The organism is Paenibacillus hebaui (assembly GCF_051934385.1).
Lineage (GTDB): Bacteria > Bacillota > Bacilli > Paenibacillales > Paenibacillaceae > Paenibacillus.
In genome coordinates this window covers 1,601,796-1,625,653 of record NZ_CP196836.1, presented here as the reverse complement: position 1 = coordinate 1,625,653, position 23,858 = coordinate 1,601,796, and the positions used below count along the sequence as shown (strand labels likewise).

At 48.8% G+C, this 23,858-nt stretch carries 23 protein-coding genes and 1 riboswitch; of the genes, 3 read left to right on the top strand and 20 right to left on the bottom strand.

What is annotated here, in order from left to right; translation table 11 throughout:
- Positions 1-10: 10 nt before the first annotated feature.
- From ACR32F_RS07195 to cobD, 7 genes are all read right to left on the bottom strand, one after another.
- Positions 11-832: an ABC transporter ATP-binding protein gene (locus ACR32F_RS07195; protein ID WP_440117499.1), complete on the bottom strand. Its 822-nt coding sequence runs from the start codon at positions 830-832 to the stop codon at positions 11-13.
- The gene (locus ACR32F_RS07190) at positions 829-1,875 is read right to left on the bottom strand and encodes a FecCD family ABC transporter permease (protein WP_440117497.1); all 1,047 of its coding nucleotides are present in this window, start codon (positions 1,873-1,875) and stop codon (positions 829-831) included. The genes ACR32F_RS07195 and ACR32F_RS07190 overlap by 4 nt, the downstream gene beginning before the upstream one ends.
- Positions 1,872-2,855: an ABC transporter substrate-binding protein gene (locus ACR32F_RS07185; RefSeq protein WP_440117495.1), complete on the bottom strand. Its 984-nt coding sequence runs from the start codon at positions 2,853-2,855 to the stop codon at positions 1,872-1,874. Before ACR32F_RS07185 ends, ACR32F_RS07190 begins: the two co-directional genes overlap by 4 nt.
- Before the next feature lie 212 nt (positions 2,856-3,067).
- A riboswitch (cobalamin riboswitch) is annotated at positions 3,068-3,222 on the bottom strand.
- Between the two features lie 146 nt (positions 3,223-3,368).
- Entirely contained in the window at positions 3,369-4,028 is a 660-nt protein-coding gene (locus ACR32F_RS07180) for a histidine phosphatase family protein (protein WP_440117493.1), read from the bottom strand.
- Entirely contained in the window at positions 4,019-4,999 is a 981-nt protein-coding gene (gene cbiB / locus ACR32F_RS07175; RefSeq protein ID WP_440119725.1) for an adenosylcobinamide-phosphate synthase CbiB, read from the bottom strand. The genes ACR32F_RS07180 and cbiB overlap by 10 nt, the downstream gene beginning before the upstream one ends.
- Before the next feature lie 44 nt (positions 5,000-5,043).
- On the bottom strand, positions 5,044-5,898 hold the full coding sequence (locus ACR32F_RS07170) for an adenosylcobinamide amidohydrolase (protein WP_440117491.1): 855 nt from the start codon (positions 5,896-5,898) through the stop codon (positions 5,044-5,046).
- Positions 5,876-7,024 (bottom strand): threonine-phosphate decarboxylase CobD, encoded by a 1,149-nt coding sequence (gene cobD / locus ACR32F_RS07165; protein WP_440117489.1) that lies wholly within the window; start codon positions 7,022-7,024, stop codon positions 5,876-5,878. Before cobD ends, ACR32F_RS07170 begins: the two co-directional genes overlap by 23 nt.
- Before the next feature lie 211 nt (positions 7,025-7,235).
- Here cobD and ACR32F_RS07160 point away from each other — a divergent pair, with 211 nt between their 5' ends.
- Complete coding sequence (locus tag ACR32F_RS07160; protein WP_440117487.1) at positions 7,236-8,237, top strand: lipoate--protein ligase; 1,002 nt, start codon at positions 7,236-7,238, stop codon at positions 8,235-8,237.
- A gap of 243 nt (positions 8,238-8,480) precedes the next feature.
- On the top strand, positions 8,481-9,284 hold the full coding sequence (locus ACR32F_RS07155) for a Cof-type HAD-IIB family hydrolase (RefSeq protein WP_440117485.1): 804 nt from the start codon (positions 8,481-8,483) through the stop codon (positions 9,282-9,284).
- A gap of 244 nt (positions 9,285-9,528) precedes the next feature.
- Here ACR32F_RS07155 and ACR32F_RS07150 read toward each other — a convergent pair whose 3' ends face one another.
- Entirely contained in the window at positions 9,529-10,476 is a 948-nt protein-coding gene (locus ACR32F_RS07150) for a DMT family transporter (protein WP_440117483.1), read from the bottom strand.
- 120 nt (positions 10,477-10,596) lie between these two features.
- On the opposite strand from ACR32F_RS07150, the gene ACR32F_RS07145 reads away from it, so the two are divergent.
- Complete coding sequence (locus ACR32F_RS07145; RefSeq protein ID WP_440117481.1) at positions 10,597-12,015, top strand: PLP-dependent aminotransferase family protein; 1,419 nt, start codon at positions 10,597-10,599, stop codon at positions 12,013-12,015.
- A 194-nt stretch (positions 12,016-12,209) separates the two neighbouring features.
- On the opposite strand, the gene ACR32F_RS07140 is transcribed toward ACR32F_RS07145, so the two are convergent.
- The 12 genes from ACR32F_RS07140 to ACR32F_RS07085 form a co-directional block, all read right to left on the bottom strand.
- A complete protein-coding gene (locus ACR32F_RS07140) occupies positions 12,210-12,836 on the bottom strand; it encodes an ABC-2 transporter permease (protein WP_440117479.1) in 627 nt (208 codons plus the stop codon).
- Positions 12,829-13,695: an ABC transporter ATP-binding protein gene (locus ACR32F_RS07135; RefSeq protein WP_440119724.1), complete on the bottom strand. Its 867-nt coding sequence runs from the start codon at positions 13,693-13,695 to the stop codon at positions 12,829-12,831. The genes ACR32F_RS07140 and ACR32F_RS07135 overlap by 8 nt, the downstream gene beginning before the upstream one ends.
- Positions 13,695-14,075, bottom strand: a complete 381-nt coding sequence (locus ACR32F_RS07130; RefSeq protein ID WP_440119723.1) for a GntR family transcriptional regulator — start codon at positions 14,073-14,075, stop codon at positions 13,695-13,697. The genes ACR32F_RS07135 and ACR32F_RS07130 overlap by 1 nt, the downstream gene beginning before the upstream one ends.
- 521 nt (positions 14,076-14,596) lie before the next feature.
- A complete protein-coding gene (gene clpP / locus ACR32F_RS07125) occupies positions 14,597-15,178 on the bottom strand; it encodes an ATP-dependent Clp endopeptidase proteolytic subunit ClpP (RefSeq protein WP_440117477.1) in 582 nt (193 codons plus the stop codon).
- Positions 15,179-15,196: 18 nt separating this feature from the next.
- On the bottom strand, positions 15,197-16,063 hold the full coding sequence (locus ACR32F_RS07120) for an RNA polymerase sigma factor (RefSeq protein ID WP_440117475.1): 867 nt from the start codon (positions 16,061-16,063) through the stop codon (positions 15,197-15,199).
- Positions 16,064-16,231: 168 nt separating this feature from the next.
- Positions 16,232-17,014, bottom strand: a complete 783-nt coding sequence (locus ACR32F_RS07115) for an MBL fold metallo-hydrolase (RefSeq protein ID WP_440117473.1) — start codon at positions 17,012-17,014, stop codon at positions 16,232-16,234.
- Positions 17,015-17,353: 339 nt separating this feature from the next.
- A complete protein-coding gene (locus ACR32F_RS07110; RefSeq protein WP_440117471.1) occupies positions 17,354-17,800 on the bottom strand; it encodes a hypothetical protein in 447 nt (148 codons plus the stop codon).
- Positions 17,801-17,852: 52 nt separating this feature from the next.
- Entirely contained in the window at positions 17,853-18,788 is a 936-nt protein-coding gene (locus ACR32F_RS07105; RefSeq protein ID WP_440117469.1) for an ABC transporter ATP-binding protein, read from the bottom strand.
- Positions 18,785-19,810: an ABC transporter ATP-binding protein gene (locus tag ACR32F_RS07100; protein WP_440117467.1), complete on the bottom strand. Its 1,026-nt coding sequence runs from the start codon at positions 19,808-19,810 to the stop codon at positions 18,785-18,787. The genes ACR32F_RS07105 and ACR32F_RS07100 overlap by 4 nt, the downstream gene beginning before the upstream one ends.
- Before the next feature lie 287 nt (positions 19,811-20,097).
- Complete coding sequence (locus tag ACR32F_RS07095; protein ID WP_440117465.1) at positions 20,098-20,943, bottom strand: ABC transporter permease; 846 nt, start codon at positions 20,941-20,943, stop codon at positions 20,098-20,100.
- A gap of 7 nt (positions 20,944-20,950) precedes the next feature.
- Positions 20,951-21,901 (bottom strand): ABC transporter permease, encoded by a 951-nt coding sequence (locus ACR32F_RS07090; protein WP_440117463.1) that lies wholly within the window; start codon positions 21,899-21,901, stop codon positions 20,951-20,953.
- Positions 21,902-22,210: 309 nt separating this feature from the next.
- A complete protein-coding gene (locus tag ACR32F_RS07085; protein ID WP_440117461.1) occupies positions 22,211-23,818 on the bottom strand; it encodes an ABC transporter substrate-binding protein in 1,608 nt (535 codons plus the stop codon).
- Positions 23,819-23,858 lie beyond the last annotated feature (40 nt).

The window sequence follows — 23,858 nt, the reverse complement described above, 5'->3', positions numbered from 1 at the left end:
CCCGCTTCATTCACTTCTTTTCCCGTCTCAGCAGTAGCTGTGGCAATCCATTGTCGGGATGCTCCACCATGGCTGGATTCACCCGAAAGATATCCCGAATATTCTCTTCCGTCATCAATGAATGGGGTGTTCCACTACCTACGCATGTCCCGTCCCGCAGCGCCAGTATATGATTGCAAAATTGCGCAGCCAAGTTCAGATCATGCAGCACAGCCACAATCGTAATCTTGTTTTTTTGGCGCCAAACAGATAATAATTCCATAAATTGCAATTGATATTTGATATCGAGAAATGTGGTGGGTTCATCCAGCAATAGCAGTCTTGGCTCCTGGGCCATGACTTTGGCGAGAGCAACACGTTGCCGCTGCCCTCCACTAAGTGCATCCAAAGGCCGTTCGGCCATTTCGGTCAGGCCCAGCTCTTCGAGTACCCGGTCGACCACTGCTGCTCCATCCGAAGACTCACGTCCAAGCCAGTTCTGGTAAGGGTAACGCCCCATCTCGACAACATCCCTTACGGGATATGAGATTGCGGGCAGACCATCCTGTTGTAATACGGCAATCATACGCGACAAGTCTTTACGAGTGTATGAGGAAATGTCCCTGCCATCAACTTGTATGCTGCCAACGTTCGGATGTTCGGTTCCGGCGAGCAGTTGAAGCAGAGTTGATTTGCCACTGCCGTTTGGACCCACAACGCCCCACCATTCCCCCTCTGTGACTTGCCAGTCCACCGCATGCAGCGCCCGATGATTGCCATACATCTTGCCCGCTCCCGTGACTTCGATTATTGGCCTGCTCTCGTCAAGGTCTGTTCTCATGATCGTACTCATGGCATCATCCCTTTCCGCAGCTTTTTGTTCCGATGCAGCAGATACGCGAAGAATGGTGCTCCAACAAAGGCCGTAACCACACCCAGGGGTATTTCAGTCGGCGCCAGCAATGAGCGTGCAATTGTATCTGCCCAGACCAAGAAGATGGCTCCCCCAATCGCGGACAAAGGCACCAGCAAGCGATAATCAGGTCCAACGATGAGCCGAAGCATATGCGGAATGACCAATCCGACGAAGCCAATCACACCGGATACGGAGACTGCGCCTGCCGTAAGCAGTGTACCCACAGCGAGTACTGACAGCTTCAATCCATCCACCTGAACCCCGATATGCGCAGCCTGACGTTCTCCGAGGGCAAGCACATTCAACGAACGCGCACGACTCCAGAGGAATATCAGCCCCAGTACAAAATACGGGAAAAGGATGGTCGTATACGACCACCCGCGCAGTGCCAGACTTCCCATCGTCCAGTATATAATTTCATTGATGGTCTGCTTCGACATGGTTGACAGGAAGGAGACGACGGCTCCCAGAAAACTTTGCATGACCACGCCAGCCAGAATCAGGCTGTGTGTCGGTATTTTTCGCCCCTCACGAGCAAGGGCCAGCACAAACCACAATGTGATTACTCCCGTCAGAAACGCGACCAGTGGCAGGGTCCAGATCCCAATCAGCGCATACTGCAATCCGAAGAAAATCAGAAAAGCCGCACCCACCGATGCACCGGACGATACGCCCAAGGTAAACGGATCAGCCAGAGGGTTACGAAGAACCCCCTGGAATCCCGTTCCGGCAATCGCCAATGATGCACCTACAAGTACGGCCAGCAGTACACGTGGGAACCTGACCTTCCATATAATCTGTTCTGCTGCTGTATTCCAGTCAGGAACAATCCAGTCGCCCAGCCAGGGAATACGATGCAGCAGGATGCCTGCAATGTCCCGAACAGGCAGGGCAACCGAACCGATGCCCGTACAGATGAGCACGGTCAATACAAGCAGCACCATCCCGGCCGTTCCGTACACTGCCAGCTTTTTACTCATTTGAACAGATCAGGATAGATCGCTTTGGCTACTTCTATCAGACCTTGGGTTACCCGTGGTCCCGGACGGCTCAACAGGTTGGCATCCAGTCCGATGACTGCATCATTTTTCACAGCCGTGATTTGATCCCAGCCGCTACGACTCTTGATAATCTTGTCCAGCGTCTTGTTATCCTCCACCACGTCATTTGCATACAGAATCACATTCGGGTTGGAAGCAATAACATTCTCTTCGTTAATCTCATACCAGCCTTCTTTGTCCGAAGCTATGTTGTTACCTCCGGCCAGTGTAATCAATTCATCCATGAATTCACCTTTACCTACAGTCCAGCCTGGGGAGAATTCAACATATACCTTTTTCTTATCTTCCGGTTTAACCGCCTTTACCGCTTCAGTTACATCAGACACATCCTGTTTCATCTGGGTGATGATCTCCTGTGCCTTTTTCTGATGATCGGTGATTTTACCGAACGTTTCGATATTGTTCATCACATCGTCCACCGATTTAGGGTCTGTTTTGAAAATAGTAATGCCCAGATCGCGCAGTTTCTTCACCGACTCTTTACTCATCGAAATCCCTGTAAATACGATGTCTGCTTCGGCTGCAATGATGGACTCTTCATTAGGCTTTGATACGCCACCCATTTTTGGTTTTTTCGTTGCTGCTGCTGGATAATCATCAAAGTCGGATACCCCTACGATCTGCTCGTCCAGTCCGAGTGCGAACAAGGATTCCGTCTCAGCCGGAGATACGGATACAATTTTGGCAGGTGCTTTGTCAAAGGTAAATGATTCACCCGTAGCATCTGTAACCGTAATTGGATATTGTGTTTTGAGATCTGCGGATTGCTCCTGTGCAGGTTGCTGTGGTGTAGTCCCTGTACCCTCTTTAGTTGTTGTTGCCCCACATCCGGCCAACGTCAGTGCCAACATCGCTGCACTTAGCAATGACGCTATGCCTTTCCAATTCTTGATATTCATTCTGTTCGTTCTCCCCTTCTCTATCCATTCTGTTGAGTAGTGTTCCTGTCCCAATTTTCCTTGAATTTGTGTTCCGAAAAAAATAAAAATCCCCAATCCTTAGGTCAGGATTAGGGATGACGTCTCGCAAGTGGCGAATCTGCGCAGGGTCAGCTTGGCGCTGTACATGCACAGAGAACTGCCCGAAACGCTGTCCTTTCCTCGAAGGAACACCGGCTTGTACGTCCAGGGCAGGTAAACTGACTTACAGGAGTTCATCCTGATTTACAGTGGCGGGACCGTGCCGGATTTACACCGGCTTCCCTATTTCACCCGTTTGCCATCCATGGATTATCGGAATCCATGAGCCATTGCTGTATGCAATCGGGACCCTTGGTCGCTAATATTATTTAACCATTCAAGTGAACATGCTGCATCCATCGCAGGCTTATCGCGCCCGTATCCGATGATGCACTTGCTAAGTCACACTTCTGTTGTGATTATAGGTTATATTGTACATCCTTACAACCCGATTTACGGAAAAGTCAATCGGGTTCCAACCCAGTTCTGCCCATGGCCATCCAGCCGGATCTTTATCGCTTGTCCGGGTATCACCTGCGTATCCCAGAATCCCAGTTTTGAAATGAGACGAGATAGCGCGTAACGGATGACCCCGCCGTGCGTAATCACAACTATCTTCGGCACGTTTGTGTTGGTGTTTGTGTTACGGGAGTACAGTGTTGGTTGAATGGGCAACAGACATTCCTCCAGAAATGAATCCATCCGCGCTGCAAATGCTTTCCAAGGCTCGCCCTGCGGGGGCGTCACCTCTTGCGGAGCATCGATCCAGTCCCGGTATTGTGGATTTTCCTTGAGTTGATCATAGGTCAGGCCCTCCCACTGACCAAAGTCAATCTCCCTTAGACGGGCATCCAGCTTGGCTTGTCCCGCTTGCATAGGCGCAACCAGTGCCAGTGTCTGCTGACAACGCAGCAGATCACTGCAATAGAGGGCGTCCCATGTGACGTTGTTGAACTGCTCGCGCAGCGGGTCCAGTTCCTGCTCTGCTTCGGGCAGCAGACCGATGTCGGTATGCCCGAGATATCTTTTTTCCTGATTCCAGGCTGTTGTACCATGACGTATGAAGATAATCTCTCCACTTTGTACTACACCGTGCCCGTTCGTTATATCCATAACAGCGTACCTCCAGCAGCCCAGATCCCGAAGGTAACCAGCCAACATAACAACACAAAGGAACCCGCTGACCAGAACATAAGCCGTGTTGTTCGCACAATATCTTCTGCTTCCATCAGCCGTGTCTGCTCACCCATATAGGCGCGAAAAGAAGCTACACCATGGTAAACATTATGTCCACCGAGTCGTATTCCCAACGCTCCGGCCACCGCCGACTCGGGAAAACCGCTATTCGGGCTTGGATGCAGCCGCGCATCCCGGGATATCATGCACGCTGCACCTCTCGCATTCAACTTCATGAACCAGGCTCCCATAATTAACAGCAAAGCGGTAAGCCGAGCAGGAATCCAGTTGGCCCAATCATCCAGCCGGGCAGATGCCCAACCGAGATGCAGATATTTTTCATTTTTATAACCCACCATGGAATCGAGTGTATTCACGGCCCGATAGGCCATCGCAAGCGGCGCACCACCAATCAGGGCATAGAACAGTGGAGAGACGATGGCATCCACGATATTCTCGGCAACCGTCTCCACCGTTCCTCTCACAATCTCCGGTTCATCCAGATGAGCCGTATCACGTCCTACAATCATACCCAGTGAACGTCGCGCCGCAGGCCAATCCTGTTGAATTAAATGGCGGTAAACTTCCATGCCTGCATCTTTCAAACCTTTGGAGGCTATGGTAGTCGCGATCAGCACCACTTCAGCCACAACCGCAACGGCAGGATGAATGAGAGTCAGCACATAGAGCAACCCCCAGGTCACTGCAAAAGAACCGCCTGCAAGCAAAACGGGAAATAAAACGCCTGCCCTCTTCAGCCCCTGATTGGTGCTCACGTTGGAGCGAATAGCTCGCTCCAATGCAGTGATGGCCTTTCCCATGCCAATCACGGGATGAGGAATCCAGCGCGGATCTCCGATGCAACGATCCAGCAGGTATGCCCCAATAATAATCCAGGCTCCTGCCATCCCCGTCCAGATCGGCCAGGAAGCCCATTGACTCATCAGAGAGGTCATGGCTTGTTACTCCTCTCTTTCCACTCCTGCGCGGCTTGCAGGCTTTCCGTTATCGTGTTATACACCAGCCGGCCGATGGCTGCCCCCATTACAGTAGCTGTCCCGGCGTAAGAGATAAGCGGTTTATTCTCCTCCGTCTGACTTACCGCGAGCACGATGGCATCCGTTGTTGTTCCGGTCGCGGTTAGACCATTTTCCGAATCCAACACACCGAAGTCAGCCAGCGCAGCGGCTTTTGCTTCTACCGCAGTCTGTACGGCATTCACCATAGCTCCAGCAGTCAGATGCCCGTTCAGCCACAACATGATGTTAATCGTACCGGGAGTATAGGTTGAAATCGGACTCTCCCCATGTTTCTGAGACATCATCTCATTCCCTATCTCATTTCCCGCAGCATCAAACACGATCCTTGCAGAGCCTGCCCGCGCCGCATTGGATACTCCAGCCGTTGTACAGCATAGTAATCCGAACTCATCGCCCTCATATTCCTGGATGGCTGTATGCTGCAATCGGACCGCCGTCAGAAGTCCTGCGCATTGATCTTCCCGCTCCTGCCATTCACTCAAAAGGTCGGCAATATCACGCGGTGGATCATCACACCGATAATGTTTGTCCACGTAGATGTTGAATATGCGATCTAGTTCAATCATGCCGCCCCCATACACGGCACTGGAAAGTGCTTGTACAACCGAGGGGCTGGATGCTTTAATATGCCGTACATGTGCAGAGATGCTTAACCCCGGCCACACAGAGGATCTATATTCGCGTTGGTCTGTTTGAACATCTGTTTGTGCATCTGTTTGTACATCGGTACATCGTTCATAGACGTTATAGAATGGAAGTGCCATCATTCTGTCCTCCTGCCTCTAATGGGGTAGTCGTATTAGGCCCAATTACATTTCTCATCGTCTCCAGCAAACGTGCATTAGCCTCCGCATCCTTGACCGCAAAACGTACATGTCGTTCTCCAAGTCCCGGATACATCGCGCAGCTGCGGATCAGTATACCCCGTTTACCGAGAGCAGCCTGCATGGATGTCGCCGTCCACGGCTCGGGAAGAATGGCCAATATAAAGTTTGCTTCCCCTCGCGTCACTTTACATCCCAAAGCCTCCAGCCCAGCCGTCAATCTCTTCCGCTCGAGTGACACCAGCGCCATGGTCTCCTGTTCAAAACTCTCCCCGCTGCGCAGACAAGCTTCTCCTGCGATCAGCGCCAGTCCATTCACACTCCACGTCACTTGTTTCTCTGTCATGGCATGAATCAGTTCGGGACGACCCATCGCATAACCCAGACGTAAGCCTGGAATCGCATAAAACTTGGTCATCGAGCGAATGATGATCACCTGTGAGTACTCTTTCAGTCTGGGAGCAAGCGATTGCCGTTCCGATTCAGGAATAAAGTCCATAAAAGCCTCATCGACAACCAATATCGTATTGGTTGTCTCCGCTTTACGGGCAAGCCGTTGCAAAACCTCCACCGAATACTGTACCCCATTGGGGTTGTTGGGCTGTCCCAGGAAAAGCAAGCCCACCCGTTCCATCAGCTTTTCGATATCCTCCGGTTCTGCTCGCCAGTCCAGTTCTTCCCGTCCTAGGACATGATGGACCTCTGCTCCGAATTGTTTGGATAATGCACTGTATTCCGAGAATCCTGGTTCAACCGTCCCTACTCTGCGTGGCGCAAGTCCCTGCAAAATTAGAGCCATACTTTCCGCTGCCCCGTTACCTACGGATATATAATCCTGTGGCACGCCCAGACGGTCACTGAGTATAGATTTGAACGCCCGATGACCCGGATCGGGGTAACGAAGTACCGTATGCAATCCTTGCTCCAGAGCCTCCAAGACTTCCCGCGGTGGACCCAGAGGATTAATGTTTGCACTAAAATCGAGAAAATCTGCAGCATTCCCTCCAAAACGTGCCGCGGCCGTTTCCACGTCACCGCCATGTCCAAAAACTTCAATTAAACCGGTCATTCTGTCCGTCATCCTTTCTGCATGTCCTTTTTATTATGGATGGCGTGGCAGGCAGGGGTCAATCCTGTTTTGGCTGTTCAAGCCCTTTGCCGTTTCAATTCCTTTGTGTCCTATCGACAATTCGTTTACAATAGAGAAGGAATTTCGATTCCGTAACGTATCACTACATAAGGGATAACCAACCCTCACATACATTAATGGAGGAATGACCATGCTGTTTGTTGATAACCAGGGCATTACAGATCCTTCTGTAAACCTCGCCATTGAGGAATACATTCTGAAGCATCTGCCGATGGATGACAGTTACTTGCTGTTTTACATCAATCGCCCGTCCATTATTATCGGAAAACATCAGAACACTATCGAAGAGATCAATATCGAGTATGTTCAGGATAACGGTGTGCAGGTTGTTCGTCGTCTCTCGGGAGGCGGAGCAGTCTACCACGATCTGGGCAACCTCAATTTCAGCTTTATTACAGCGGATGACGGACAATCCTTCCATAACTTCCGCAAATTCACCCAGCCTGTGGTGGAAGCCCTGCAAGAGCTTGGTGTGAATGCCGAACTGACCGGACGCAACGATCTGCAAGTGGGAGAAAAGAAAATTTCGGGCAACGCCCAATTTTCTACGCGCGGCCGCATGTTCAGTCACGGCACATTGATGTTTGATCTGAACCTCGACCATGTCCAGGCTTCACTCAACGTTAACCCGGAGAAGTTCAAGTCCAAGAGCACCAAATCCGTGCGCAGTCGTGTTGCCAACATTCGGGATCTGATTGACAGCAACCTGAACATTGAACAATTCCGGGACGAGCTGTTGCGTCACATTTTCCGTATGGAGCCACAAGACGTCCCTCAATATGAACTCACGGAGAAAGATTGGGAGAAAATCAACGAAATCTCCGCTGAGCGTTATAACAACTGGGACTGGAACTACGGGCTTTCCCCGGAAAGCAATGTGAAGCATACCCGCAAGTTCCCTGTCGGCATCATTGATCTGCGGATGAACATCAAGGATGGACGCATTGAAGATATCAAAATCTTTGGTGACTTCTTCGGCGTAGGTGATGTGGCGGATATTGAAGACATGCTGCGTGGCAAGCGTTATGAGGAATCCGAGGTGCGTACTGCCCTGGGAGATCTGGATGTAAAACATTACTTCGGCAACCTGGAGCTGGAGGACTTTATTGGCCTTATTTTCCTGGAGGAGTAAGATTTAAATGTAAGCATAGTTTTAGAACGAAGTCTTTGTTTACACGTTAACGGAGAAGACAGAATTCATCGGGAGAAGCGAAGCGTTCGCCTTTATCAACGGATTTCCCCTTGGGGGAATGGAATCAAAAAAATCCGGGGATAACAGCGATCGAAAGATGAATCTGTATTCGGGGTGGCCTCGTGTAAAACTTATTTTTTCGTTCGTTATTATAGATACAGATAAAAAAGGAGAGAAACACAGATGACCTACAAATTAATCGCAATCGACATTGATGATACCCTGATCAACGATAACAAGGAAGTAACCCCTGCCACACAAGCTGCCCTGGAGCAAGCGGTTGCCCATGGTGTCGTTGTAACACTGGCGACTGGACGTGCCTACGCTTCCGCCCAAGCACTCGCACGCCAAACGAAGCTGAATGTGCCAATCATTACATACCAAGGCGCTTTGGTGAAAAACCTGCTGGACGAAAAAGTACTCTACGAGCGCTATGTTCCTCAGGAAGCTTCCCGCAAATTGTACGACTACTGTCTGGAGCATAATCTGCACCTGCAAACGTACATTGACGATAAACTATATGCCCGTGAAGAAAACGACAAGCTGCGGGACTACGCCAAGCTGAACGGAACGCAATATCACATCGAACCTGACTTCATCAAAGTCATCGAGCAAAAAACACCGAAGCTGCTCATCATCGATGAGCCAGATTACCTCGACGAGGTTGCGGTTGCCCTGCGTGAACTGCTCGGACCGGAAGTACACATCACCAAATCCAAGCCCTACTTCCTTGAAATCATGCATCACGAAGGAACGAAAGGTCATGCACTAACCTTCCTGGCAGATCACTTCGGTCACCAATTAAGTGAGTGCATTGCCATCGGAGATTCCTGGAATGACCATGAGATGCTGGAAGTTGCCGGTCTAGGTGTAGCGATGGGGAATGCCATCCCTGCTCTTAAAGAGCTGGCAGACTACATTACCGCGAGCAATAACGAAGACGGCGTAAAGCAGGTTATTGAGAAGTTTGTACTGAACGCGGAGTAATCCTTTTGACAAACCGCATACCAACGAAGGTGTGCATCATCCGAACATATCCAATCCAAACAGCCCTTTCCAGCGATAAACCGCTTGGAAAAGGGCTGTTTTTTGGTGTGCATACCTTCACAGATTACCATCGATGTTTCACTTACTCATGGCATTCTTAAAAGAATTCAGTAGTTCCTTTATTCGCCCATCAAACTCCAATTGAAATGACGGAATAAATTCATCTATTCTTTGCTGGAACAGCTCAGGATCTTGGATACTTTACAGTTTCGGAAGTTTGGACCAACGCACGCGCACGTTTTCCTTTCTTCAACCAGCTCATTACTTTCTCATTCATCGCCACAAGTCCTAAAACAACGAGCACAACACCGATCCACGTAATCCAGCTTACGTGCTCATTATAAACAACTGCACCCAGACCCACTGCAATCGGTGGCGAAATATACAGCCAGGTCGCCGGGAACAGCGGGTTCGTACGTGACATGATCCAGTAGAACAGACTATGCCCCACCATGGAGCCAATGACGGTCAGATAGATCAGGGACGATACAGCCGGTGCCCAATCCAGTACAGATGTATTCCACGACTCTGTTCCTGCCGAAAGTCCACTTAATAACAAGCCCCCATACATCATCTGCACCGCATTGATCGCTACAGGACTAGCTTCTCTGAACTGGTTAATGACCTTTTTGGAGTACAAGGCACCTGCCGAATAACATACCTCACCTACCAACACAGCGATACACCCCCACATAAACAGGGAATCAGCACCAAGCGATACGCCCGGCAACACAACGAGCACTACTCCGGTGAACCCGATCAGGCAACCTGCAATCATGCGAGCAGATGTCTTTTGCCGCAACAGTGCGGTCTGCATCACCATAATCATGAGCGGCCCTGTCGCTGACAGAATCGCACCAACACCCGAGCTCACATGTTGTTCAGCCCAATATAGCGTTGCAAAGGTACCAAATGTCAGACCTGCTCCCGTCAACAGCATCTCTTTGCGGAATAGCAGGGACAGGCTCACCTTGCCCTTCATCCACATCCATACAAACATCAATGCTCCGGCAATAACAAAACGCAATCCAGCAGACAGAAAAGGCGGCATCCCTGCCTCGACGCCAATCTTAATCGCCAGAAACGTTGTTCCAAAAATAAGACACATTATCGTAAATGCTGCTGCAACCATGCTAGCCCCTCCTTTATCTGTTCTCCATCATATAGCACGGTCAACAGAACAGATTGGATAAAACAGAACAGTTAGCTCCCTTTTGCTGTTACAATGGAGTTCAAAAGGAGCGTGAGTCGGATGGGCAAAGCGATGTTCATGACAGATAACAGCCTAAAACTATATGAGCAAGTGGTACATTATCTCGTTGTCCGTATGGAGGCCGGAGAGTGGAAGGAACATGAGAAACTGCCGTCCGTGCGGAGCCTGTCCGAATTGCTCGGCGTACATCGTCTTACCGCTTTCAAGGCATACCAGGAATTAAAAGAGCGGGGGAACGTTTACGTCAAGGACAAGTCCGGTTATTATGTGAGTCCCGCCGATCCTTCTCCTGTAACAGATCAGGTCGATGACCCAGCGGTGTCCGCCTGGCTGCACTGGGATTCACTTGACCGCGTGCAGTCGCTGGAGGCGGAATACCAATTCTCCAAATCCCTAATCGATCCCGCCCTGCTGCCCAACCTCTACTGGGGGGAACTGATGCGGGACCTGCTGGATCAATATCCCCGTCTGCTTGGCACATACTCCACGATCCAGGGAGATTTGGAGCTGCGCAGTTCTTTGGCAAGCCATCTGACGACGAGGGAACGTTTTTATCTCTCGGCCGATGAAGTTCTCATCACTTCTGGTGCGCAGCAGGCCATTGATGTAATCTCCCGGAGTCTCGTCAGACCTGGAGACCGTGTGCTTATGGAAAGGCCAACATACGGTCCTGCGATGGAGATTTTCCGTAAACAGGGGGCCAGGTTGATTTTTACCGACATTCACCCGGAGGGTTATGATCTGGAACAGATCGAGCATCTGATGAAGACAGAGAAACCGCGTGTTTTCTACATGACACCCACATTCCAGAATCCAACCGGAATCAACATACCGACAGAACAACGCAAACAGTTGCCCGAACTGGCAGAACAGTACGGATGTTTCCTGGTAGAAGACGACAGCACCTATGATATCTATTTCAAAGAAAAACCTCCCGCGCCGATCTTTACGTACGACACTACAGGGCACACACTCTACATTCGCAGCTATAGCAAATATGTGGTGCCGGGTCTGCGGATTGCTGCCATCATGTGCCGCCCCCGGTTCATGCCGGGATTACAGGCCGTAAAGGCTCTGACAGATAACGGGTCACCTCTGTTGAATCAGAAGCTCTTCCTCCTTTATTTCCAGTCTCCACGCATGCTCCAGCACCTGTCCAAGCTGCGGACCGCCATTCAACTACGGATGGAAGTCATGGAACAATGTCTGCTGGAAACAGACTGGACGTGGACCCGGCCCGAGGGTGGACTTAACTTTTGGGCGGAGCTTCCGGAGGGCGTGGATACGGGAAGACTGCTTCACCGATGCATGGAGCAATCCGTTGCATTTGTCCCCGGAACGGTATTCGACCCTTCCGATGCAGGCGCCAGCCGCAAGCTGCGCCTCTCCTTCTCCTATGCTCACGAGCAGCAAATCCGGGAAGGTATGAGCAGGCTGATTGCGCTGGCGAAACATTGATAATGTTCCTTTTTCAAAATCCGCATTTGCAAATTAACGACTAGCCTATCTGGCCGGTTGCGAAGATGTTACATCTTCCTTAATACACAAAGAGTCGCCACATGGCAACTCTTTGTACTGCTACTATCTCGATTGAAAGACTAACCAGACAGCTGATGTTTTTTATTTTTTATTGAAATCCTTATTCATACATCCTATAAATCCTTCCTTGCAAACAGGCGAACCGTTACAAGATAGGAGACAATGAACAACAGTAAAATACAAACGGAAACCAAGACATAAACCGACTCACTACCCATTCCGTTCTCTCCTGCCATACTCATGAGCGAGGCAACAGGTTGCGCCAGAATAATGAGAACGACCATAAATACGGTATTAATAATTCCCGCTCCCTTTTTACTAAGTGCGTAAAAAAGAGGCATATAGATCGAAATTAAAACCAGCATCATTCCAACTGAAATCAGGATGTCCCTTACCAAAAAGTCGGGCTTGTTCAGTTCGGGGAAATTTAAGCTAACCAGCCCGTGAGCTCCGAATGAAGCGAAGACTCCAAAAAGCGTATAGAGAATGGCAGACAGGTACTTGGCCTGCACTATAGTTTTGCGGGTAACTGGGAGCGTAACGAGAAATTTATGGTTATTGTTTTTAATATCGTTCATGGTTGCAAGCATAATCGAACCAAAAGCGGTATAGATTCCTACAAAATACATCGACATTTCCACTGTGGGGATAAAAGCGACACTGAATACAAAAAAATAAAAAAGAATCACCCATAGCGAGCTTTTTAAAGCGATATAATCTTTGCGTAGCAAGTTAAGCATGATGCCGTTCCCCCTTGGCCGTAAAATAAATAAGGTCTTCGAGGGAGGGTCTATGTAAAAGAGCATCATTACCAAATAATCGTTCTGTCTCCTCCCTGTGATCTGCCAAGCCTTCAAAACCAACCGCTGTCTCACGGATTCCGATGAATTGCCTACGGGTGTCCGCATCAAGCAGCTTCATGTCCCCCTTTACAATCGTATACCTTTCAAGCACATCATCCTTTGCTTCATTAAACACAATCCTTCCTTTATTGATAAACGTAATATAGTCTGCGATACGCTCCAAATCAGTGGTGATATGAGTGGAGAAAATAATAGATTTGGTTTCGTCCTGTATCATATCTGCAAGCAGGTCAAGCAGTTCTCTCCGAAACACAGGATCAAGCCCGGATGTCGGCTCATCCATGATAAGTAGCTCAGCTTCGTGAGATAACGCAACAGCCAGTGAGAATTTGATTTTCATCCCTTTGGACAGATCTTGAATCTTCTTTTTGGGGGACAATTCGAATTGCTCCAGGTAGCTGTTAAATTGCTTTTCATCCCATTTCTTGTAAAAGGGAGCGATCATGCTTTTCAATTCACGTATCGTAAGATGCTCATAATAGAAACATTCATCTGAAACAATACCAATGCGCTCCTTAATATTAACTTCCTGAGCAGGCATCGCGTTTCCCAATGTTCTGATGCTCCCGGAGTCAGGACGAATCAATCCGGTAATCAAGCTGATGAGTGTGCTTTTCCCCGCCCCGTTTGGGCCAATAAGCCCGGTAATATAACCTTGTTTTACATCCAAAGATATCTGATCCAGCTTGAATAAGGGATACGTTTTGGATAGGTTGCGCAATTCAATTGCGTTCATCATGTGTGTTCCTCCTCCACTAACAACGTAAAATGCTTGATTACATCCTGAGCACTCATGCCCAGTTCCTTGCTTTCACGAAGTATATCGAGCATTTTCTCTTCGATTTTTTTCAGCCGCTGTTCTCGAATAAAATCCTGATTGGCCCCGGAGACAAAACAGCCTTTGCCTACGACAGAGTCAATCAGTTTCTCTTTCTCCAGCTCTTCATAGACACGTTTGGTTGTAATTACACTGACCTGCAGATCCTTCGCAAGTTGCCGTATGGAGGGAAGACTCTCCCCTGCAACCAGTTCCCCGCTTAAAATGCTCTGTCTAATCTGGGTCAGGATCTGTATGTAGATCGGATCGCTTGATGCATTGGATATTAGAATTCTAATGTTACCTCACCTCATGGTCATATTCTGTGACTTCATGTGCATAGTGTATATATTTAATATATACACTATGCACAACTAAGGTCAATGATTATTTCTCTCGTTTCCAATACCATCACAAACACTGCTCCTAAAAATATCTCGTTCTCCCGGCTCCCCCCATCGTAAATTGACCATAAAAAAAAGGCTAACCAGCAATTACTGGTTAACCTGATCATACGAAAGGATGGATACCATTTTTCATCCAACAAAGGGCCCTTAAAGGGGGTCAAAGGGGCGGCTGTCATGAAGGGGATTTCCCCTCGCTCCAAGCGCTAACGAACCTACCGCATCTTAAGAGGTCGATGATTAAGGAATACCAATTTTAACGAACCTCAGTAACGCTATTCCATCATAAAATGGCGTCAGATCCTGAAAATCGACGAAATAACGTCTCTGTGATTCGTTACACCTCAGAATTGTGCAAATAGGAGCGAATAACGTGTACTATAATAGATTCATTAGAACAATTTCCCTTGTGTCCCCTATGTGCTGGATATCACCTTATCCACCAATCCATACTCCACCGCTTCCGCCGCAGTCAGGAAATAGTCTCGATCCGTATCCTTCTCAATCCGCTCCATCGATTGGCCTGTGTGGTCAGCCAGTAATTGGTTAAGCCGATGACGGTGTTGAATAATCCGGTTGGCGTGAATTAGCATGTCCGATGCTTGCCCCCGTGTTCCGCCGAGCGGTTGGTGAATCATAATCTCGCTGTTTGGCAACGCGAGTCTTTTCCCTTTGGTCCCGCCAACCAGCAGGATCGTTCCGAAGCTGGCCGCCATGCCTGTGCAGATCGTCGAAATGTCCGGCTTCACAAATTGCATGGTGTCATAGATCGAGAATCCCGCGGTCACGGACCCACCAGGACTGTTAATGTACATCTGGATATCCTTCTCCGGGTCCTCTGCGGTCAGAAATAATAACTGGGCCACGATCGCATTGGCCATCTGATCCTCAATTTCCCCGGATACCATAATGATCCGATCTTTCAGCAAACGGGAATAAATATCATAGCTCCGCTCTCCTCGGGCTGTCTGTTCTACTACGTAAGGTACTACGTTCATACGCGTCTCCTCCTCGGTTTACGCAACCATGCTGACCGTGTATCCTCCCCCATACGATATGGAATTCGTACCGGAGCTGGAATAACTGTACATCAGCGGCTGCATTGATGGAGACGACAGAGTCTGCTGCAAAATCGTTCCTGCCACAGCCATCGGATCATCGGTCTGATTCAGGCATAGATCAATTAACCGGGCAGTATCCCCGCTGCGGAACGCCAGTAAATAGCTGCGCAGCTCCTCCCGATGTTGTCCATCCTTACCAGCTTCAATCTCCTCATCAAATTCTGACTCTTCCAGACTTTTCCTCACTTTGGCTATGGCAGTACGGGCACGACTCAGTGCGGCTTTGACCGCTCCTTCCGTCGTCTCCAGCAGTTCAGCAGTCTCTGCCGTCGTGTAACCCATTAAATCACGTAACATATATATCGCTCTCTGCCACGGTGGCAGTTCATGCACAAGGATCTGAACAGCGGCTTCGATCTCCTCGAATCGCTCTTCTTCCTCAAACTCCTGCATCAATGGCTTCATGCTTTCTAATTTGCTTACCCATTTCTCGCGCTTCCGTATGGCATCAATCCAGGTATTGCGTGCAACACGAATCAGATAAGCTTCCCAGTTCATATCCTCTGTCATTCCCGTTCTTCGGGTAGATGAAAAGGATAATGCTTTCACACATGTATCCTGAACCAGATCCTCTGTCTCCCAGACTGAACCCGTCAATGACATGCAGTAGGCGTACAACGAACCAAGCAGGTTCGGCAGCGCAGCTTCAATCGTTTGCTCCAGCTTATATCCAGCATAAACACCGGATTGGATATATGGTTTAACCTGTTTATCATCATGTGGTCTGTTGATTCTGTAATCTACGGACTTCACAAAGGCCATGTTGGGGGCCCCCCTTTGTTGGTTCCTGATTGATCTTGCATCGCTTATTAACTTCTGTAATTGGCTTACACTATGTAAACGAAGAACTTCCTGCAAAGGATACGCTCTTCCATTTTATTTTTCCGCTTGCTCGGCACTCTCCGTTATCGTGTGGATCCTACTTTCATTTTATATGTTCTCAAGCGGTACCTGCATACCAGTAAGGGCAATTGTAATCCCCTGGTCCAGTTCATAATTCTGACGTACATCCACGTCGTGAGACATATGTGTAATATAGGTATGACCCGGCTTCAATTCCCGCAGAAGCTCCTGTGCTTCAAGCATATCATACACCGAACGTGTGGAGAATTCCGCAAGCTCATGGACAAAGCTCGTTCCGAGGATCAACAGATCCAGCCCGTACAGCGGCTCTTTCTCTGCTGCCTTCAGATCAATCGCATCTGAACAGTACGCCCAGCCAAAGCCCTCCCGTTCCAGTCGATACGCATACGAATAGCCATTATGACCGTGGCAAACTTTCCAGGCGTGTACCTTCCATCCACCAATCTCGACATCTGCATCCGTTTCCAGAAAATCCATATGACGCCCCAACCATGGAAATTGGCCCTGAATCGTAGCAATCACTTCACGTGGTGCGTACAAGCGCCCCTTCACACCGAGCCAGCGGCACGCATCCGCCCATTCCGGCAATCCTCCAATATGATCAAAATGCGCATGAGTAACGAGCAGCGTCTGTACCATCCGCAAGCCCAAGTCTTCCATCTGTGATCTCCAGTCTGGTCCGCAGTCAATCATGAACGGTTCGCCCTCACCATCTCCATGGATCAGAACAGAAGAACGTTTACGTCGATTCAATCCGGTAAAGCGGGCCTCTGTGCAGACAGTGCAATCACAATACACACGCGGAACGCCCATCGCGTCTCCGGTTCCCAGAAATGTTAGCTGATTCAATTCACAATCCCCTCTCTGTCTCTGAAGAAATTCATCCCACATTCAAGCATTTCGATCTATATCTTGCTGCTTAAAAAGCGCTCTTTGGATTTATGCAAAATACTCATATAAATTGTAATCCCCCACATCTTTTTTTGAAAAAAAAGAACCTCCCGCCACAGCTAATCACTGTAATACGGGAAAGTCTGTTATCTGACGTTGAAGCGTCAGATTTTATTAGCCTCGATTCGCTTCATAGGAAGAATGCTCTCATGAACATCCGTACCGATCTCCTTATTCCGATCGTTACCTCAGGACGCGCAAGCATTTCAATTCATTTCATTTGTAATTTGCCGTCAATTACACCAGTGCCCGCAGCTTCAGCGTCAGTTCCTGCCCGGCAGGCACGTCCTGCGAGTCCGTAATGACCCAATTCAACGCAAGCCGTTTCACCAACACTTCTGCCTGCTCCGGTTTCAATTTCAATCCGGTTATAACGCCCTCACCGACCGTGAAATCTATCACCGGCTGTACTCCGAAAGCCTTCTCAAGGTAGATCCCCAGACCACCACGAGTGTTAAAGGTAATTCGGTAGCCGTCCTTAACTGCCCCTTCCAGATTCTCGCCATGCTCGTCTGCATAGGAAAAGAACTCATCATATCTGTAGTGTTCTTCAGACACAGCATCAAAAGCAGTAACGTCTTTGGACTGAATAGCCTTCAATATCTCTGTATCAGACATACCCTTGCCACGGGCCTGCTCCAGCCGAATGGCTGTATTTTGGGACAATTTGATTTCTGAATTCATCGACTTCACACCTTCCTCAAAATCCAACTGTACTTCATTCTCAGCTATTTCATTATATCCTGTCCCGATAGCCAGAGACAAAGTGTCCCGGTGACACTTCCATCCACTCCGGTTCTTCTTCCCGTCCACGGATGGCTGGATCGGTATCTCCACTGTAGATCGGCGGCATCTCGTTACGCACACTAGGATCGGGTATGGGGATTGCAGCGAGTAATGCCTGCGTGTACGGATGTACCGGATTGCGGTATAGTTCTTCCGTCGGTGCGACTTCAACCAGTTTGCCGCGATACATTACACCGATCCGATTTGAGATATGACGTACCATCGAGAGATCATGAGCGATGAACAAATAGGTCAGTCCCATCTCTGCCTGCAAATCCTCCAACATGTTGACCACCTGTGCCTGCACAGATACATCCAGTGCGGACAGTGGCTCGTCACACAATATAAACTCCGGATTCACCGATAATGCCCGGGCAATACTGATCCGCTGACGCTGCCCCCCACTGAACTCATGTGGATAACGTTCTGCATGTTCCGGCTTCAACCCCACCCGATTCATCAAATCAAGCGCCCGGCCCTTGATCTCTGCCTTGGACGCATATTGATGGATCTCCATCGGCTCGCTAATGATCTGCAAGACGTTCATGCCTGGATTCAGTGAAGAATAGGGGTCCTGAAAAATGGTCTGCATTCGCTTGCGGAATGGCTTCAGCTGGCGTTCATTCATCTTGGCAACGTCCTGTCCGCCAAACATAATGCTCCCGTCCGTCACATCGTAAAGTCTAACGATGCTGCGCCCCGTGGTTGATTTGCCACAGCCGGACTCACCCACCAGTCCAAACGTCTCTCCCTTATGAATATGGAAACTGACATTATCCACGGCCTTTAGTACCTCTTTGCCTTTACCAGCTCCGCGCACCGGAAAATACTTTTTCAATCCCCGCACATCGAGCAATACTTCACGCTGATCTGTTCCAGTACTCATTTCTCCACCCCCTCTGACGATGCTCCTGGTTGTACTTGATACTGTTCGCGAGCTTTGTCATCCAACAACCAGCATAGCGCCCTATGACCTGGTGCAGTCTCGGTATACGCAGGCATCTGTTTGCATACCTCCATGGCATGGGGGCAACGCTCCATAAACGGGCAACCGGATGGAGGATGAAGCAGATTTGGCGGCGTGCCTTCAATCGTAGCCAGTCGCTGGCGTCCACCTTCTTCACCTGGTTTCGGAATGGAACGGAGCAGTCCTTGTGTATAGGGATGCTGTGGATGAGCGAAAATGCGTTCAACTGGCCCCTCTTCCATAATCAAACCACCATACATCACGATGACACGAGTGCAGACCTGCGCAACGACACCCAGGTCATGCGTAATCATCAAAATGGATGTCTGTGTAGACTCCTTCAGCTCCTGCATCAACTGCAAAATCTGTGCCTGGATGGTCACATCCAGCGCTGTTGTCGGTTCATCGGCGATTAGAAGCTCTGGCTTGCAAGACAGAGCTATCGCGATCATCACCCGTTGTCTCATTCCTCCACTGAACTCATGTGGATATTGATCAATCCGCTCTTCCGGCGAAGGAATGCCCACTTGGCGCAGCAACTCAATCGCTTCCTTACGCGCAGCTGTCTTGTCCATTTTCCGGTGACGGCGAATCACTTCTGTCATCTGTTTGCCTACCCGCACTACCGGATTGAGGGATGTCATCGGGTCCTGAAAAATCATGGAGATCCGGTTCCCCCGGATTTTGCGCAGCTCTTTATCTGACTTGGTCAGCAGGTCTTCGCCGCGAAACAAAATCTGTCCATCCGTAATCTGTCCCGGCGGCTGGATCAGTCGGATCAGCGAACGGGCCGTTACACTTTTGCCGCTGCCAGATTCTCCGACCAGTCCAACTACTTCACCTTCATTTAAAGTAAAACTCACACCCCGGACGGACTGTACCTCACCTTCCCGGGTTGCAAAGGACGTTTTCAGTTGTTTGACCGATAATAAATCTGTCATTGTTGTATTCACCCCGCTGTTTACATGATATGGGTTGTCGACTATATAAGTTAAAAGATTAATTTTACACTGGATCACTACGCGATCAGAACACCCTTCCAATCGCTGTTATCCCCAGATTTTTTTGATCCCCCTATTGAGGGGGAAATCCGGTGATAAAGGCGAAGCGTATGCTTCCGATGTAGCTTTCTTTCAGAAAGCTTTAGCTTCACTTCTTCAGGTTATTTCTGCTCTTCTCCGTTCTTGTGTAACAAGTTTAGTTGAACTTATATTTAGTCAAAAATTATTTATCGCTTATTCGCTTTTGGTTCGAAGGCTACGCGGAAGACATCTCCCAAGAAGTTAAACGACAGTACTGTCAGCAAAATAAACAATCCCGGGAAGATCGCCATATACGGCGCTTCACTGATAAAGCCCTGTGCATCATTCAACATGCTGCCCCAGGAGGAGTTCGGCTGTTTCACACCCAGTCCGAGGAAGCTTAGCGACGATTCCATCAGAATCGCACTTGCAATATTGATCGTAGCCGCCACAATAATGGTCGGCATAATGTTGGGAATGATGTGTTTCATAATGATCCGACTCGGTTTCTGTCCTGACACACGAGCATACAGAACATATTCCCGCTGCTTGACCGACATCGCCTCCGCCCTGACAATCCGGGCAATATTCATCCAGCTCAGCACCCCGATGATCACGATAATCGTGCCGATTCCGGGCTTGAGATACGCGTTCAGGATCAGCATCAGGAAGAAGGATGGAATCGACATCAGGACGTCAACAATACGCATCAACGTATTATCCACCCAGCCACCAAAATATCCACTAACTGTTCCGACAAGTGTTCCGACAATTACCGCAATCGCCATCGACAGAAAACCTACAGCGAGAGATACCCGCCCTCCATACAAAGCCCGAGCCAGATAATCCCGTCCGTAGTCGTCCGTACCAAACCAGTGATCTGCACTGGGCTGCTGAAGCCGCTCCATCACCACAATTTGGTTCGGATCATGCGGGGACAGAAACGCAAACAGGGATGCAAGCACAAAGATGCCCAATATGATAACAGCCGCAAGGCCCAGTTTCTGCTGCCGGAACTGTGTCCGTAAATTACGCCAGCGCATTGAATTCATTTTTGTCTCACCCCGTTGTCTTGATTCGTGGATCTACCACGCCATATAAGATATCAGCTACCAGGTTGCCGACAACCAGCAGCACCGAGGACATCATCGTTATGCCCATAATAATCGGGTAATCCAGGCCATGAACGGCCGAAATCCCGAGCGAGCCCATTCCAGGCCATGAGAAAACGGACTCTGTAATAAATGCTCCCGCAATCAGCTCTGGCAATGACATGCCGAGAATCGTGATGACAGGCAGCAGTACATTTTTGAGCACATGGCGAAGCAATACCGTTCCTTTCGTTGCGCCGTAGGCATATTGAATTTGAACATAGTCCTCTTCCAGCTGACTGATGGTATTCGATCGAATATACCGCATGTACACGGACACGTTCATAAAGGTCAATACCGTACATGGCAGAATACCGTGTTTAATAATATCCCACGCCGAGTCCATACCTACGGTCCTCATGCCCATGCTGGGCAGCCAATGCAGCTCTACGGCAAAGAAATAGATCAGCATCATGCCGAACCAGAAGCTCGGAATCGAAATGCCGATGTAGGTGATCAGGCTAAGTCCCCGGTCAAATAGGCTGTTCTGGCGCGAACCTGCAAACATACTGAGCGGAATGGAAATTAGCAAAGATAATAATAGCGATGCGCCCATTAATCCAAACGTCGCAGGCAGACGTTCAACAATCATCTGTGCGACCGGACGATGGTTCACCAAAGAGTAGCCCAAGTCACCTGATAATACGTTTTTGAGCCAAACGAAATATTGCACATACATCGGCTGATCGAGTCCAAGGCTTTGCCGAATGCGTTCTACATCCTCTGCCCCCATATTCGGGGTTACAAAAGAAAGCACCGGATCACCCGGCGCCAGCTTGATCAAGGTGAACGACACGATGGAGATTACAAACAGAAGAGGGATCGCTTGTGCGATCCTCCGGATAATATAGTTGTTCACACGGGCACCTCCGAATCAACGCCGGCCTCGCGGCCGGCGTTATTGGCTTATTATATAGAATAAACACATATGGATTGAACCAGCAATTCACAGTGCCACTCCGATGGCAGAACCATCTTCCGATCGCTGTTATCCCCGGATTTCTTGATTTCCTATTCTAATAGGAAGAAATCCTTTGATAGCGTATGCTTCCGAAGTGGCTTTCTTTCAGAAAGGTTTTAGCGAACACTACGTTTTTCCAGATGGTTTCTGCCCTCTGCGTTCCTTGTGTATTTCAGTGAGTTCAAACAATATGTTTATTCTATATGATTATTTTTTGAAAAGTTTGGACAGGTCTTCCAGCATTACAACTGGTTTCGGATTTGCATCCTCAACACCGCCGTATGTGTTATCCACAGCTACTACTGCTTTCGTGTAGGCAATTGGATATACCGTCATTTCGTTTGCTACCGTTTGTTGGATTTGTTTGTACAAATCGCCACGTTTGGTTTCGTCAATTTGAACGGCTGCTTCATTCCACAGCTTGTCAAAATCAGCATTTTTGTAATGAGAGTAGTTGTATGCCGCATCACTCAGGAAGAGGGATTTGTAGGCATCCGGCTCGTAACCCATAATGTATCCACCAAAGGACAGTTCGAAGTCTGTATTGTTCATATCCAATGTACGGTTACCATAAGCTGTTCCATCCATCGGCAGCAATTCAACTTCAATACCAACATCTTTCAGCTTTTGCTGAATGTACAGTGCTTGGCTGGTTTGTGGTTTGTTCGTGTTCGTGTAAGCCAGACGCAATTTCAGGTTACTTACCCCTGCATCAGCCAGCAATTGCTTGGCTTTCTCCAGGTTGTAGTCGTATTTCTCGACATCATCGGATTGGTACAACGTATCCGGTGTCAGGATCGACGGAGCCGGTTCAGCAAAATCGGCCGAGGAATACGAAGCGGTAATCAGTTCATTTTTATCCAAAGCATATGCGATGGCTTGACGAACTTCTTTCTTTTGCATCGAAGGCACGTTCAGGTTGAACACCATGTATTGCAGGCGACCTTCCGGGTAAGTGAGCATGTTGAATTTGCCTGTGTCGTTCAATTTATTGTAGTCTTGCGTGTCGACCATACGCATTTGAATTTCACCATTTTGCAGAGCCAGGTTCGCTGCATTTGGATCTTTCGCTACACGATACGTCACGCTATCCAGATGTGCTTTGCCTGCAAAGTAATCATCAAAACGCTCCAGGGTTACATATTCGCCTGGGCGATATTCTTTGAACTTGAACGGACCAGAACCGATCGGGCTGTTGTTTTTGTCGCTTTTCTCAATATCGGCTTCACCTTCGAAAATGTGTTTTGGAATTGGATAGAAGGAAACGAGCGCGCCTTCAAAGGCAGCCGATACTTCCGGCAATTCAAATTTCACCGTCAGGTCATCAACCTTGGTCACTTTCACCGGTTTGCCATTAAACAGATACTGACTGCGGAAGGAGCTATGCTGCTTCTCATCCAGGATGCTATTCATCGTGAACACGATATCATCTGCTGTCAGAGGTTGTCCGTCATGCCATTTCAGGCCGTCTTTCAACTTCAGTGTATACGTCAGGTGATCATCAGAGAAGCTGTCGCTATCTGCGAGCACATATGTTTTTTTGCCATCGTTCACATTAAACAGTGGAGCATATAAGGATTGATCAATCGTCAACGTTACACGGTCCCCCGCATAAATCGGATTCATCACTTTAGGATCATCCTGAACGGCAATAATGATGCTACCGCCATCTTTTGGCTGACCATTATCTGTAGAAGCTGTATTTCCTCCTGTATTAGACGAAGAATTTGCTCCCTCACCGCTGCTGCCACATGCACTCATGATGGCAACAACCAGAACCAGCATCAATGACAGCCACATTTTTTTAGATTTCATTATGATATTTCCCCTCACTATAATTTAACGTTCTGTTAGC

What these genes read in the sequence shown, in the direction of transcription:
- ACR32F_RS07190 (WP_440117497.1), bottom strand. Translation starts at nt 1,875, where the DNA reads ATGAGTAAAAAGCTGGCAGTGTACGGAACGGCCGGGATGGTGCTGCTT.
- ACR32F_RS07145 (WP_440117481.1), top strand. Translation starts at nt 10,597, where the DNA reads ATGGGCAAAGCGATGTTCATGACAGATAACAGCCTAAAACTATATGAG.
- ACR32F_RS07135 (WP_440119724.1), bottom strand. Translation starts at nt 13,695, where the DNA reads ATGAACGCAATTGAATTGCGCAACCTATCCAAAACGTATCCCTTATTC.
- ACR32F_RS07140 (WP_440117479.1), bottom strand. Translation starts at nt 12,836, where the DNA reads ATGCTTAACTTGCTACGCAAAGATTATATCGCTTTAAAAAGCTCGCTA.
- ACR32F_RS07170 (WP_440117491.1), bottom strand. Translation starts at nt 5,898, where the DNA reads ATGATGGCACTTCCATTCTATAACGTCTATGAACGATGTACCGATGTA.
- ACR32F_RS07195 (WP_440117499.1), bottom strand. Translation starts at nt 832, where the DNA reads ATGAGTACGATCATGAGAACAGACCTTGACGAGAGCAGGCCAATAATC.
- clpP (WP_440117477.1), bottom strand. Translation starts at nt 15,178, where the DNA reads ATGAACGTAGTACCTTACGTAGTAGAACAGACAGCCCGAGGAGAGCGG.
- ACR32F_RS07105 (WP_440117469.1), bottom strand. Translation starts at nt 18,788, where the DNA reads ATGAGTACTGGAACAGATCAGCGTGAAGTATTGCTCGATGTGCGGGGA.
- cobD (WP_440117489.1), bottom strand. Translation starts at nt 7,024, where the DNA reads ATGACCGGTTTAATTGAAGTTTTTGGACATGGCGGTGACGTGGAAACG.
- ACR32F_RS07150 (WP_440117483.1), bottom strand. Translation starts at nt 10,476, where the DNA reads ATGGTTGCAGCAGCATTTACGATAATGTGTCTTATTTTTGGAACAACG.
- ACR32F_RS07180 (WP_440117493.1), bottom strand. Translation starts at nt 4,028, where the DNA reads ATGGATATAACGAACGGGCACGGTGTAGTACAAAGTGGAGAGATTATC.
- ACR32F_RS07120 (WP_440117475.1), bottom strand. Translation starts at nt 16,063, where the DNA reads ATGGCCTTTGTGAAGTCCGTAGATTACAGAATCAACAGACCACATGAT.
- ACR32F_RS07100 (WP_440117467.1), bottom strand. Translation starts at nt 19,810, where the DNA reads ATGACAGATTTATTATCGGTCAAACAACTGAAAACGTCCTTTGCAACC.
- ACR32F_RS07185 (WP_440117495.1), bottom strand. Translation starts at nt 2,855, where the DNA reads ATGAATATCAAGAATTGGAAAGGCATAGCGTCATTGCTAAGTGCAGCG.
- ACR32F_RS07155 (WP_440117485.1), top strand. Translation starts at nt 8,481, where the DNA reads ATGACCTACAAATTAATCGCAATCGACATTGATGATACCCTGATCAAC.
- ACR32F_RS07095 (WP_440117465.1), bottom strand. Translation starts at nt 20,943, where the DNA reads ATGAATTCAATGCGCTGGCGTAATTTACGGACACAGTTCCGGCAGCAG.
- ACR32F_RS07110 (WP_440117471.1), bottom strand. Translation starts at nt 17,800, where the DNA reads ATGAATTCAGAAATCAAATTGTCCCAAAATACAGCCATTCGGCTGGAG.
- ACR32F_RS07160 (WP_440117487.1), top strand. Translation starts at nt 7,236, where the DNA reads ATGCTGTTTGTTGATAACCAGGGCATTACAGATCCTTCTGTAAACCTC.
- ACR32F_RS07085 (WP_440117461.1), bottom strand. Translation starts at nt 23,818, where the DNA reads ATGAAATCTAAAAAAATGTGGCTGTCATTGATGCTGGTTCTGGTTGTT.
- cbiB (WP_440119725.1), bottom strand. Translation starts at nt 4,999, where the DNA reads ATGGCAGGAGCCTGGATTATTATTGGGGCATACCTGCTGGATCGTTGC.